The 12179-nt window shown below is 73.6% G+C and carries 12 protein-coding genes, 1 tRNA gene, 1 pseudogene and 1 riboswitch; of the genes and pseudogenes, 10 read left to right on the top strand and 4 right to left on the bottom strand.

Annotated elements, in window-relative coordinates; all coding sequences use genetic code 11:
* The 3 genes and pseudogenes from K7G60_RS30595 to K7G60_RS30585 all read right to left on the bottom strand — a co-directional run.
* Positions 1–791: pseudogene (locus tag K7G60_RS30595) on the bottom strand (hypothetical protein); the annotation flags it as partial.
* Positions 792–888: 97 nt separating this feature from the next.
* Complete coding sequence (locus K7G60_RS30590) at positions 889–1173, bottom strand: hypothetical protein (protein WP_225804222.1); 285 nt, start codon at positions 1171–1173, stop codon at positions 889–891.
* Positions 1174–1215: 42 nt separating this feature from the next.
* Positions 1216–1449, bottom strand: coding sequence for a hypothetical protein (locus tag K7G60_RS30585; protein ID WP_225804221.1), 234 nt, complete (start codon positions 1447–1449; stop codon positions 1216–1218).
* 383 nt (positions 1450–1832) lie between these two features.
* Between K7G60_RS30585 and K7G60_RS30580 the strand changes: the two genes are divergently transcribed.
* From K7G60_RS30580 to K7G60_RS30570, 3 genes are all read left to right on the top strand, one after another.
* Positions 1833–2762, top strand: a complete 930-nt coding sequence (locus tag K7G60_RS30580; protein WP_225804220.1) for a helix-turn-helix transcriptional regulator — start codon at positions 1833–1835, stop codon at positions 2760–2762.
* A 206-nt stretch (positions 2763–2968) separates the two neighbouring features.
* Positions 2969–4345 carry a diacylglycerol kinase family protein gene (locus K7G60_RS30575; RefSeq protein ID WP_374115712.1) on the top strand — a complete coding sequence of 459 codons (1377 nt, stop codon included), beginning with the start codon at positions 2969–2971 and terminating at the stop codon, positions 4343–4345.
* 34 nt (positions 4346–4379) lie between these two features.
* Positions 4380–4961, top strand: coding sequence for a phosphatase PAP2 family protein (locus K7G60_RS30570; RefSeq protein WP_225804219.1), 582 nt, complete (start codon positions 4380–4382; stop codon positions 4959–4961).
* 45 nt (positions 4962–5006) lie between these two features.
* On the opposite strand, the gene sigJ is transcribed toward K7G60_RS30570, so the two are convergent.
* The gene (sigJ, locus tag K7G60_RS30565) at positions 5007–5963 is read right to left on the bottom strand and encodes an RNA polymerase sigma factor SigJ (RefSeq protein WP_225804218.1); all 957 of its coding nucleotides are present in this window, start codon (positions 5961–5963) and stop codon (positions 5007–5009) included.
* Between the two features lie 185 nt (positions 5964–6148).
* Here sigJ and K7G60_RS30560 point away from each other — a divergent pair, with 185 nt between their 5' ends.
* The 7 genes from K7G60_RS30560 (at position 6149) to K7G60_RS30530 (ending at position 11791) form a co-directional block, all read left to right on the top strand.
* The gene (locus K7G60_RS30560) at positions 6149–6643 is read left to right on the top strand and encodes a rhodanese-like domain-containing protein (RefSeq protein WP_225804217.1); all 495 of its coding nucleotides are present in this window, start codon (positions 6149–6151) and stop codon (positions 6641–6643) included.
* A gap of 53 nt (positions 6644–6696) precedes the next feature.
* A tRNA-Met gene (locus tag K7G60_RS30555) sits at positions 6697–6770 on the top strand.
* 108 nt (positions 6771–6878) lie between these two features.
* A complete protein-coding gene (locus tag K7G60_RS30550; protein WP_225804216.1) occupies positions 6879–7619 on the top strand; it encodes a MerR family transcriptional regulator in 741 nt (246 codons plus the stop codon).
* A gap of 181 nt (positions 7620–7800) precedes the next feature.
* On the top strand, positions 7801–8178 hold the full coding sequence (locus tag K7G60_RS30545; protein WP_225804215.1) for a hypothetical protein: 378 nt from the start codon (positions 7801–7803) through the stop codon (positions 8176–8178).
* 63 nt (positions 8179–8241) lie between these two features.
* Positions 8242–9264 carry a PLP-dependent cysteine synthase family protein gene (locus K7G60_RS30540; protein WP_225804214.1) on the top strand — a complete coding sequence of 341 codons (1023 nt, stop codon included), beginning with the start codon at positions 8242–8244 and terminating at the stop codon, positions 9262–9264.
* Positions 9261–10469, top strand: a complete 1209-nt coding sequence (locus K7G60_RS30535; RefSeq protein WP_225804213.1) for an MFS transporter — start codon at positions 9261–9263, stop codon at positions 10467–10469. Before K7G60_RS30540 ends, K7G60_RS30535 begins: the two co-directional genes overlap by 4 nt.
* 110 nt (positions 10470–10579) lie before the next feature.
* A complete protein-coding gene (locus tag K7G60_RS30530) occupies positions 10580–11791 on the top strand; it encodes a PP2C family protein-serine/threonine phosphatase (protein WP_225804212.1) in 1212 nt (403 codons plus the stop codon).
* Between the two features lie 212 nt (positions 11792–12003).
* A riboswitch (cyclic di-AMP (ydaO/yuaA leader) is annotated at positions 12004–12168 on the top strand.
* Positions 12169–12179: the final 11 nt, after the last annotated feature.

Genomic DNA, 12179 nt, shown 5'->3' with positions numbered 1-12179 from the left:
TTGACGCGCTTGTCGACGATGTTCTTGTAGCGGTACGGCTTGTAGCCGTTCGCGGAGAGGTAGCTCGTCGTGTAGTAGCTGCTGTCCTCCCGGGCCGTGGTGCCGGGCCTGGCCTCCTCCTGGATGATCGCGGTCGTGTGCGCGGAGTCCTTCCAGGCCTTGAACAGCACGACGTGGCTGTCGATGTTGTCGAGCATGTCGCCCGGCTTGAGGTCCTCGTAGCCGGCCAGCTGATCCGCGTAGTTGGGGAGGGTCCAGGTGGTCGCGCCGTAGTTGTTGGAGGAGCTCGACGGCAGCCCCCACGCCATGGATATGAACCCGGAGCAGTCCTGCCGGTAGGTGCCGTTGGCGTCCGTGTGGTAGGCCGTCTGGCTGTACGGCACCGCCTGGTCGATCCAGCTCTGGGCGCGGCGCAGCACCTCGTCGCGGGTGATCGGGTCACCGGGCTGCCAGTCCGCCGTGAGCGCGGCGGTCGTCGCCGAGAAGGTCGTGGCGTCGGTACCGGCCTTGCTGGTGGCGCCGTCCGGGGAGGTCTTCGGAGCCGGCAGCCCGGCCGCCTTGGCGCCGGCCAGGAGCTGCTCGGCGGTGGCGGTGGTCGGGTTCGCGACGGTCGGGGTGAACGTGGTGCTCTTCCCGGTGGGAGTGGCCGCTTTCTTCCCGGGCGAGGCGCTCGTGGCCGTCTTGTGCGGCGCGGCGTGGGCGGCCGTGCCGACGGTCAGCGACAGCCCCGCGGCGGTCAGGGTCGCGAGGGCGAGCGCCAGGCTGCGGGAGGTGATGCGGTGCGCGTTCATGACAAATCTCCTTGAAAAGGGCATGGCGGGGCCGGGGCAGGCGAAGACAGGGGTGAGCTACGGAGGGGGGAGGAGGAGCGTGCGAGGAGCGGTGCCGTCAGCTCGTGCGGCCGTGCGGGACCACGTGCCAGCCGGCGAAGCCCGGATCCGCGCGCAGCGCGCGGTCGACCAGTGCTTCCATGGCCGCCGGCACGGTCGCGTCGGTGCACGGATGGAGGGTGTGCAGTCCGGCGATGACGTGGTTGGGGCCGCAGCTCACGCTGACGTGCTCCAAGAGGTCCTCAGGGCGTGCCGCCCGGTGCAGCAGGGCGGCGATGCTCCTCGGCTGGAGCCACTCACGGGGCCCGGTGGGCGAGGCGAGGACGACGAGCGTCAGGCGCATCTCGGATGACCTTGTGGGGTTCGGTCGGGGTTCGGTCGGGAGTCAGTCCCAGATGAGGCCGTCCTTGGGGGACGTACCGGTGGCGTCCCCGGTGCCGGAGAGGACGGTGATCTGCTGAGGAGCCGTGTCGGACGTGGCCCGTACGGGGCCGTCGGCCGCGACCGCACCGCTCACCGAGGCCGTTCCCAGCGAGAACAGGCACGCCGTCAGCAAGAGGCAGGTGGCCAGGAACTTCGGCGCGGCGGTGGCGGAAGCGGTTCCCCCGGACTGAGACATGACAGACTCCTCGAAGAGTTCCCCCGATGAGGGGCGCTGGGTGGTTAGTTCGCCCGGGGCGGCGTCCCCCGGGCGACACCAACGATGCCGGGCGGAGAAGCGCGGGAGAAGCCTTTCAAGGGTGGCGGAAGCGTCCAGGACGCTTTGGGTCATCCGCCGCCGTCCCCCTTTACCGGCGCCCCCTTCACGTGTGTCGGAACGAGCCGTCCCGCCCCGGGGGCCTTCTCCGAAACCCCTTGTGACCTCGGGTTCAGGCGCGCATGCTCTTGAACATGCGCACCGAAACTTCACAGGAAGTCCAGGACGAAAGCGCCCGGGGGGGCGAACGTGAACTCTTCACCCTTCTGGGGCTCGAGAGCGGGCACGAGGAGGTGTATCGCGCCATGCGCGCGCAGCCGGAATGGGGGGTCGCGCAGCTGGCGGGGCATCTCGGGACACCCGCCGAGGCGATCCGCGCGGCGCTCGACGCCCTCTTCGAGCTGCGCCTGCTGCGGGAGTCGTTCGAACGTCCCGGCACCCTGCGCGCGGTCTCCCCGCAGGCCGGTCTCCAGGCCCTGCTCGACCGGCAGCGGGACGACCTGCTCGTACAGCAGAAGCGGATCATCGAGCAGCAGACGGCCCTTGGCCACCTCGTCGGCAGGCTCTCCTCGTCCGAGGAGGATTCCGCACCGGACGCGGAGCAGCTCATCGGCATGGACGCCGTGCAGGAGCGACTGGAGCGGCTGGCGGAGGAGACGAAGCGGCAGGTCCTGACCTTCATGCCCGGCGGGGCGCAGTCCGAGGCCGCGCTGGCCGCCGCCCGGCGCAACGACGCACGTCTCCTGGCGCGCGGCATCCGGGTCCGGGCCGTCGGGCTGGACTCCGTACGGCAGGACGGTCCGACGCTCGCGTACGCCCGCTGGCTCAGCGCCCACGGGGCCGAGTACCGCACCGCCGCCTCCCTGCCTCCCCGCATGATCCTGGTGGACGACCACGCCGCTCTGGTCCCCCTCGACCCGAAGCACAGCCGACGGGGCGCCGTCTACGTCACCCGTCCCGGGGTGGTGGCGGCGCTGCACGCGCTCTTCGACCAGGTGTGGCAGCTGTCGACCCCCTTGGGCGCCGACAGCCGGCCCGAGGCGGACGGGCTCTCCGAGACCGAGGAGCAGCTGCTCCGGCTGGCGGGCGAGGGCCTCACCGACGAGGCGGTGGCGGCGCGCATGCACATCTCGCCGCGTACGGCTCGCAGGACGATGGCCGGACTCATGGAGCGGCTCGGTGCGAGGAGCCGCTTCGAGGCCGGCCTCAAGGCCGCCCAGCGCGGGTGGCTGTGACGGCCCGTCCCGGGACGGAGGCCCTCGTGCGCGGGGCCGCACCGGACCGCGAAGGACCGGCTTCCGGGGGGCCTTCGCCCGTCTGAGAACCTTCCCCGGGTTCCTGCCGTCCTGTTTCCCGGGGGCTTTCCTCCGAACGGGGTCGTCCCGGGGACGGGTGGGGGGAACGTGGGTAAGCGTGGACGCGGAGTGCGGAGGTGGGGTCGGTGACGGCGAGCGGTTCCGGTGATCCGGCGGGGGAGGCCCAGCGGCTGGCCCGCTGGGCGCTGATCGCCATGGGGGTCGCGGGCGCGGCCCTGCTGACGGCGCTCGGCAGCGGGCTGCTGATCCTGCTGAGCGGGGTCGTGGGGCTCGCCGCCTCGGCCGTCGGCGTCTGGTGGTTCCTCGCCCACCGCGGGCCGCTGCGGCTGCTCGGGGCGGTGCTCGCGGTGGCCGCGCCCCTCGTGACCCTGTACCTGTACGTCGTCGGGGGCGTCTGGGTGAACGCCCTCGTGGCCCTGGGGCTGTGGGGCGTGGCGCTGTCCTGTGCCCGGTCCGCCCTGCGCCGCCCGGAGGACGAACGGGACGCGCTGATGCGGGGCGAGCCCGTCGCCCCGCCCCGTCGGCCCGTCCTGATCATGAACCCGAAGTCCGGCGGCGGGAAGGTCGAGCGGTTCCGGCTCGTCGCGCGGGCGGAGGCGCTCGGCGCCCGGGTGGTCCTGCTCGACCCGTCCGAGCCGGCCGATGTCGCCGGCCTCGCGCGCAAGGCCGTGGCCGAGGGCGCCGATCTGCTCGGGGTGGCCGGCGGAGACGGCACGCAGGCGCTGGTCGCCGAGGTCGCCGCCGAGCACGACCTGCCGTTCCTGGTCGTGTCGGCCGGCACCCGCAACCACTTCGCCATGGACCTGGGCCTCGACCGCACCGACCCGGCACGGTGCCTCGACGCGCTGCGCGACGGCGAGGAGCTCCGGGTCGACCTCGGCGACGTCGCCGGGCGGCCCTTCGTCAACACCGTCTCCTTCGGGGTGTACGCGGACGTGGTCCAGCGCCCCGAGTACCGCGACGCGAAGGCCGGCACCGCGCTCGACGTCCTGCCCGATCTGCTCCAGGGCGGTGAGGGCGACCGTCTCGACGCGACCGCCGACTCCACCCTGCTCACCGGGCAGCAGGCGCTCCTCGTCAGCAACAACCCGTACGCGGCGCCCGATCCGTTCGGCGCGGTCGCCGCCCGCAGGACGCGTCTCGACCGGGGCGAGCTCGGGGTGATCGGCGTCCGGGTGGACGGGGCCGCCCAGGCCGCGGAGCTGGCCGTCCTGGGGACCCAGGCGACCGGACTGAACGTCCTGACGGCCCGTAGGGTGGAGGTCGGGGGCGGCCCCGGCGGCGCGGGCGCCGTCATCTCCGTCGCCGTGGACGGCGAGGCGCTGACCCTGCCGACGCCCGTCGTCTGCACACTGCGGCCGCGTGCCCTGCGGGTCCTCGTGCCCCGCGACCGGCCGGGGTCGCCGGTGCCCCCGCCGCCCCTGGACTGGCGGCGCCTGACCCGGCTGGCCTTTCCCGAGGAGCCGGTCCGGAGCGACCTCCCGGGCCCCCGTACACCTTGAACTCCCGTACCACCGAACCCGCTAGGAGCGGCGCATGACGGACGACACGACGACCGGGACCCTCCGGGCGGTCCTGCACGACATCCGGGCCGTCGACGGCGCGGTGTACGGCGCGGTGGCCGCGACCCCCACGCCCACGCTCGACACGGCGCTCCGCCGGCTCTCCACGGCGGCGAACCACTCCAAGATCTCCCTCACCGTCGCGGCGGCCCTCGCGCTGGTGCCGGGCCGGCCGCGGCGGGCCGCGCTCGCCGGTGTCGGGGCGATCGCGGTGGCCTCGGCCTCGGCGAACCTGCTGGGCAAGCGGCTGGTCCGCAGGCCGCGGCCGGACCGGGAGGCGGCCCGGGTGGTGGTGGGCCGTCACGTCCCCATGCCGACCTCGGCGTCGTTCCCCTCGGGGCACACCGCGTCGGCGGTCGCCTTCGCCACCGCCGTGGGGTCGGTGCTGCCGCCCCTGTCGCTGCCCCTGGCGGCCCTGGCGTGGACCGTGGGCTACTCCAGGGTCCACACGGGCGTGCACTACCCGGGCGACGTCACGGCGGGCGCCCTCCTCGGCGTCGCGAGCGCGGGCGTCTCCCTGGCGGCCGGGAGCTGGTGGGCCGCCAGGGAGAGGTGACCGGGCGTCGGACGGTGTCGCGGGCGGTGCGGGACGGAGGACGGGTCAGTACGTCGCGCGGGCCAGGTCCTCCTCCGTGAAGCCGAGCTTCGCCAGCCGCTCCGGGTCCGCCAGGATGTGCAGGGCGACGATCCGGTCCCCGGCGATCGTGAACGTCATGAGCGAGCCCGGGCGTCCCTTGACGACCGACAGGACCGCGGGCTGGCCGTTGGCCACGACCCGCAGCGCGCCCGTGCGGAACTTCGCGTACGTGAGGGCCTGCGCGATGACGGCCTCGGCGCCCCGGACGACCTTGGAGACGGCCGCGAGGGTCCTGCCGCCGTCCGCGCGCAGCACCACGTCCGGGTCGAGGACGGCGAGCAGCCCCTCGAAGTCGCCGCCGTGCGCCGCGGCGAGGAAGGCGTCGGCGATCTCCCGCTGGCGCCGGGCGTCCGGGCCGGGGGCCGGGGTGGCGTCCTGGACCCGGCGGCGGGCGCGGCTGGCGAGCTGGCGGGTCGCCGCCGGGGTGCGGTCCACGATCTTCGCGATCTCGTCGAAGGAGACGGCGAACATGTCGTGCAGCACGAACGCGAGCCGCTCCGCGGGGCCCAGGGTGTCCAGGACGACGAGGAGCGCGAGCCCCACGGATTCGGTGACCTCGGCCGCGTGCTCGGGATCGGTGGTGTCGGCGACCCGGACGACCGGGTCGGGGACGTAGTACTCCAGCGGGTCCTCGCGGCGCGAGCCGCGCGAGCGCAGCATGTCCAGGCAGACGCGGCCGACGACCGTGGTCAGCCAGCCGCTGAGGTTCTCCACTCCGCCGACGTCGCTGCGGCTGAGCTTGAACCAGGCCTCCTGGACGGCGTCCTCGGCCTCGCTGAGCGAGCCCAGCATCCGGTAGGCCACCGCCCGCAGGTGGCCGCGGTCGGCTTCGAAGCGCCGGGCCAGGGTCTCCTTGTCGAGCCCCCGGCCGACTGCCGTCTCGTGGTCCACTCGTCGATCTCCCCGTTCGCGTCCCGTCATGCCGTCATGACGGATGAGACCCCGCCGATGTGACACGGACACCGGCGTCGGAACCAGGCCGCGGGGTTCCGCTACGTGAGATCCCCGCCGTCTCGTGGCGATCGCCCGGGATTCCCCGGCCGAAGCCCCCGACCACCGTGAATCCCCACTTCAGCACGGTGATCTTCGTCCGTAGATTGATCACCATGACGACGACGACACCGCAGGTCAACCCCGTACTCCGTACCCCGCCGGCCTCCCCCGCCGCCGCGGCCGCCTACTTCTCCGCGAGCCTCGCCTTCCACGCCGACGTCTCCGACGTGGCCTCCGCGCTCGCCACCGCCGCCGCCGAGGGCACCGACCCGGGCTTCGTGGTGATCGACTCCCGGTCCACCGCCTCCTGGGACCAGGGCCACGTCCCCGGCGCGGTCCACCTGCCGACCGCGCTCATCCCCGAGCAGGCCGAGCAGCTGCTCGACCGGTCCGTGCCGGTCGTCACGTACTGCTGGGGCCCCGGCTGCAACGGCGCCACGCGCGCCGCGCTGGCCCTCGCCGAGCTGGGCTTCCAGGTGAAGGAGATGCTCGGAGGCTTCGAGTACTGGGTGCGCGAGGGCTTCGCGTACGAGACGTGGGAGGGGCCCGCGGAGAAGGCCGCCGACCCGCTGACGGCGCCGGTCGACTCCGATGACTGCGGGTGCTGACGGAAACCGATTTCGTGATCGCCCCGGTCATGCCGTAGAGTCGTGTTCACCGACGCGGGGTGGAGCAGCTCGGTAGCTCGCTGGGCTCATAACCCAGAGGTCGCAGGTTCAAATCCTGTCCCCGCTACTCAGTAGCACCGAAGGCCCGGATCCAGTCACTGGATCCGGGCCTTCGTCGTATGCCCCGACGGCGTCGCTTGACCTTGACGTTACGTCAAGATCTAGCGTTCTCGGCATGGAGTGGTCGATCCAGGAGATCGCCAAGAAGGCCGGCACCACCAGCCGCACCCTCCGGCACTACGGGGAGCGCGGACTGCTGGAGCCGAGCCGGATCGGCGCGAACGGTTACCGGTACTACGACCAGGCGGCGCTCGTGCGCCTGCAGCGGATCCTGCTGCTGCGCGAGCTGGGGCTCTCGCTGCCCGCCATCGCCGAGGTCCTCGCGGGGCAGCGGGACACCTCCGCCGCCCTGCGCACCCACCTCGCCCTCCTGGAGCAGGAGCGCGAGCGCATCGGACGGCAGATCGCGTCGGTGCGGACCACTCTGCGGAAGACCGAGAAGGGAGAGGAACTCATGGCCGACGAGGTGTTCGACGGTTTCGACCACACGGTGTACGAGGAGGAGGTCACCGAGCGCTGGGGCCGCGACGCGTACGAGAAGGCCGACCGCTGGTGGCGCTCGCTCACCCCCGCGCAGAAGAAGACGTTCATGGGCGAGCAGGACGGCATCGCCCGCGACTTCGCGCGGGCGGCCCGGGAGGGCCTGGCCGCCGACAGTGACGAGGTGCAGGCGATCGCCTGGCGCCAGGTCGCCTGGCTGTCGACGACCACGACGCCGAGCAAGGAGTACCTGATCGGACTCGGGCAGATGTACGTCGACGACCCGCGCTTCACCGCGAACTACGACCGGCACGGCGAGGGCACCGCGATCCTCGTCCGGGACGCGATGAAGGTCTACGCCGAGCGGAACCTCTGACGGGTCCGTCCGAAGGAGGACGGTCTGTCCGACGGGTGCGCCCTGACGGATCTGTCCGACGGACGTGCCTGACAGGCCTGTCCGAAGTGGGCCCGACGGGCCTGTCCGAAGTAAACGGTGGCCAAAACCGCGCCCGCCTCTTTGCGGCCGCACCACGCCCCACCGTAACCTCACGCGCACCATGAGTGACGAGCGTGTGAGCGATGCGATCCGGCGGGCGCCCGCCGTGCTCGTCCTGCTCGCGCTCCTCGCCCTCCTCGTGAGCGTCTGCCACGGCTCCCACGGGCACGTGCTGCCGACCTCCGGCACCGCGACCGTCTCCGCCCCCGCGCTCCCGCACGGCTGCGAGCGGTCCGGGGACGCCTGGACCTTCGACGCACACCTCCCCGCGCAGGCCCCCTCCTCCCCGCTCGCCGTGCCCGGCGCCGGCGGAGCCGCGGTCCTGCCGTACGAAGCGGACCTCCGCGCCGATCCCCGCGCGCGCTGCGTCCGGTACCGGGCGGGCCCCGGCCCCGAGCCGGGCCGGCTGCTCGTCGCCCTCGGGGTGGACCGGAACTGAGCCGGGTCCCGCACTCGCGTGACCAGGCTCCCTTTCGCGTACCCACCCCGAGGACGTGTCCCCATGACCGCACCACTGACGCTTCCCGTCGACGGGCAGACCGTCGGCAACACCCCCGTCCTGTGGACGGACGACGGCTACTGGGCCAAGCTCGAAGGCTTCAACTTCGGCGGCATCAAGGACCGCGCCGCCCTCCACATGGTCGAGCAGGCCCGCCGCCGCGGGGATCTGCGGCCCGGTGCCCCGATCGTCGAGTCCACCTCCGGGACCCTCGGTCTCGGCCTCGCCCTCGCGGGCGTGCTCCACGGCCACCCCGTGCACGTCGTCACCGACCCCGGGCTCGAACCGATCGTCGAGCGGATGCTCGTCGCCCACGGCGCCCGGGTCCACGTCGTCCCCGAGCCCAGCCCGCAGGGCGGCTGGCAGCAGGCCCGGATGGACCGGGTCGCCGAGCTGCTGAGGAGCCTCGACGGGGCCTGGTGGCCCGACCAGTACGGGAACCCCGACAACCCCGCCGCGTACGCGGGGCTCGCCGCCGAACTGTCCGCGCAGCTCGACCGGATCGACGTGCTCGTCTGCGCGGTCGGCACCGGCGGCCACTCGGCCGGGATCTCCCGGGCCCTGCGCGCCGGCTCCAGCCCGGCCCTGGAGCTGGTCGGCGTGGACTCCGTGAACTCCACCGTCTTCGGCCTTCCGGCCGGGGAGCGGCTGATGCGCGGCCTCGGCTCCTCCATCCACCCGGGGAACGTCGACCACGGGGCCTTCGACGAGGTGCACTGGGTGGGCCCGGCGGAGGCGGTCCGCGCGGCCCGCCGGCTGGCCTCGCGGCAGTTCGCCACCGGCGGCTGGAGCGTGGGGGCGGTCGCGCTGGTCGCCGGCTGGCTGGCCCGCACCCGGCCGCGCGGGACCCGGATCGCGGCGGTCTTCCCGGACGGGCCGCAGCGGTACTTCGACACCGTCTTCAACGACGAGTTCTGCGCGGCGCACGGGCTGCTCGACGGACCCGTACGGGACGAACCCGCCGCGTACGTCTCCGACGACACGGTCACCGGCTGGACCCGCCGGGCCCTGGAGCGTGTCCGGTGACGGCGGCGACCGCGCCCGCGAAGGCCAGGGGCGGCATCTGGCGGCAGACCCGCACCTTCGAGCCGGCCGTACGGCTCCTCTTCCTCAACCAGCTCACCATCAACCTCGGCTTCTACATGCTCATGCCCTACCTGGCCGCGCACCTCGCGGACGGGCTCGGCATGGCCGCCTGGGCCGTCGGACTCGTCCTCGGCGCCCGGAACCTCTCCCAGCAGGGCATGTTCCTCGTCGGCGGGGCGCTCGCCGACCGGCTCGGCTTCAAGCCGCTCATCGTCGCCGGCTGCGCGCTGCGCACGGCCGGCTTCGGGGCCCTCGCCTTCGCGCAGTCGCTGCCGACGCTGATCGCCGCCTCGCTCGCGACGGGCCTCGCGGGGGCGCTGTTCAACCCCGCCGTGCGGGCCTGTCTCGCGGCGGAGGCGGGGGAGGAGCGCCGGGTGGAGGCCTTCGCGCTGTTCAACGCGTACTACCAGGCGGGCATCCTGCTGGGGCCGCTCGTCGGGGTGGCCCTGACGGGGGTGTCGTTCCGGCTGACGTGCGTGGTCGCGGCGGTGCTGTTCGCCGGCCTGACCCTCGTCCAGCTCCGGCACCTGCCCGTACGGGCCGCCTCCGGGGAGCGGGAGCGGCGGGGGCAGTTCCGCACGGTGCTGGCCCACCGCACCTTCTGGCTCTTCTCGCTCGCCATGACCGGCTCGTACGTGCTGTCCTTCCAGGTCTATCTGGCGCTTCCGCTCGCGGCGGGCGGTACGGGCGCGACGACCGCGCTGTTCGTCGTCTCGGCGCTCGTCGCGCTCGCCGGGCAGCTGCGGATCACGGCCTGGACCCGGCGCCGGCTCAGCCGGGAGCGGTGCCTCGTCCTGGGGCTCGCGCTGATGGGCGGTGCCTTCCTCGTCCCGGCCGTCCTGGGCCGGGGCCCGGTGGGGCTGCTGCTGTGCGCGGCGGTCCTGGCCGTCGCGAACGCGGTGCTCTACCCGTACGAGATGGACACCGTCGTCGCCCTGTCCCGGGGGCGCTGGGTGGCCACCCACTACGGGCTCTACAACACGGTGTGCGGGATCGGGATCACCCTGGGGAACCTGGGGACGGGCGCGCTCCTCGACGTCACCGGCTGGTCGGCTGCGCCCTGGCTCGCGCTCTGCGCGGTGGGCCTGGGGTGCGCGGCGGCGATGGCGCTGCTCGCCCGGGGCGGGCGGCTCGCGGCCGACTGACCCGGTACGCCACTCGGCCCCGTGGGAGTCGCCGCCCCGGGCGGCGGCGGCCACCCTGGGAGGGCGCGGTGCGGACCGCGGCCGGGGTCGGACCGGGCAGGAGAGCACAGGTGGGGCACCCCCTAGGAGCGGCGGGCGGAGGACGGCGGGGCGGTGAGGGCCGCCCCGGTTACGGCGGCGCCCGGCGGTTCATCCGCGCGCTGCCCCCGCTGGTCATCGCGGGCGGCATCGTCTTCGACCTGTCGACGCCGCCCGCGTACACGGCGGCGCCGCTCTTCTCCGCCGCCCCGCTGATCGCCGCGCCCTTCTTCTCGACGCTGACCACCCTCCTCACCGGGATCGCCGCCGTCCTCGCCTCCGTCGGACTGCACGTCTACAACGGCACCGTCGACGAGATCCCGTCCCTCACCGAGACCCTGACCGTCGTCACCGTCTCCGTGCTCGCCCTCCTCATCAACCGGGTCGTGCGCCGCAGCGGCGAGCGGCTCGCCTCGGCGCGGGTCATCGCCGAGACCGCGCAGAAGGCGGTGCTGCCGACGCCCGCCGAGCGGATCGGCGGGCTGCAGTGCGCGGCGCGGTACGAGGCGGCGCAGGCCGACGCGTTCATCGGCGGCGACCTGTTCGCCGTCCAGGACACCCCGCACGGGGTGCGGCTCGTGGTCGGGGACGTCCGGGGCAAGGGGATGGACGCGGTCGAGGCCGTCGCCGTCGTCATCGGGGCCTTCCGGGAGGCGGCCGAGCAGGAGCGGACCCTGGAGGGCGTGGCGCAGCGCCTGGAGCGGGCGCTGGCCCGGGAGGGCACCCGCCGGCAGGGGCTCGACGCCTTCGAGGGGTTCACCACGGCCGTCCTGGCCGAGATCCCGCGCGGCGACGGGGGCGGGACCTTCGACGGTTTCGTACGGGTCGTCAACCGGGGTCACCCGCCGCCGCTGATGCTGCACGCGGACGGGCGGCTGGAGACGATGGAGCCGGGCGACGCGGCGCTGCCGCTCGGCATGGGCGACCTGGCGGCGTGGCCGGACCGGGCGGAGGCGCGGCCGTTCCCGCCGGGCGCGACGCTGCTCTTCTACACGGACGGCCTCTCGGAGGCGCGGAACGCGCAGGGCGTCTTCTACGATCCGGCGGCCCGCCTCGCCGGGCGGATCTTCCCGGGGCCCGAGGAGCTGCTCGACGCGCTCGTGGACGACGTACGGCTCCACACGGGCGGGGGGGCGACGGACGACATGGCGCTGCTCGCGCTGAGCCGCCCGGCGACGGGGCAGCCGGAGCGGCGCCGGACGATGCCGGTGGTGCCGCCGGGCAGGCCCGGTCACCGGGCGTAGTCGCGGGGTGTCACTGCGATAACAATTGACATAACGTCAGGTCGCGGAGGTTTCGCCGCTCCCCGGCCGCGCCTTTCTGAAGGGAGGTCAACTCGGACCATAACCCCCCAATTCAATGAATGATCAAGGGCGACGGCTTGGAATCGGGACCCCCTGTCTATTAACGTTCGATAACGCAGCGCGGTCGTCCCAGCCGTCGCAAGAGGCGGCACCGTGCGCACGCGTCGAATCCTGAAAAGGAACCGGGGAACCACCACTTGGGGTGAATCGGGCCCCTTCGCACCCGTGCGAACCACGCACGCGGGCGGTCGAGCCCGTAGGAGACCTTCCTGCTCCGAACCCGTCAGCTAACCCGGTAGACGAGAAGGAAGGAAAGGAGCGCGCCCCC

The organism is Streptomyces sp. NK15101 (genome assembly GCF_020400725.1).
In the GTDB taxonomy this organism is placed as follows: domain Bacteria; phylum Actinomycetota; class Actinomycetes; order Streptomycetales; family Streptomycetaceae; genus Streptomyces.
Note: the sequence above shows the minus strand (reverse complement) of the source record. Positions and strands in the feature narration are given on the sequence as shown.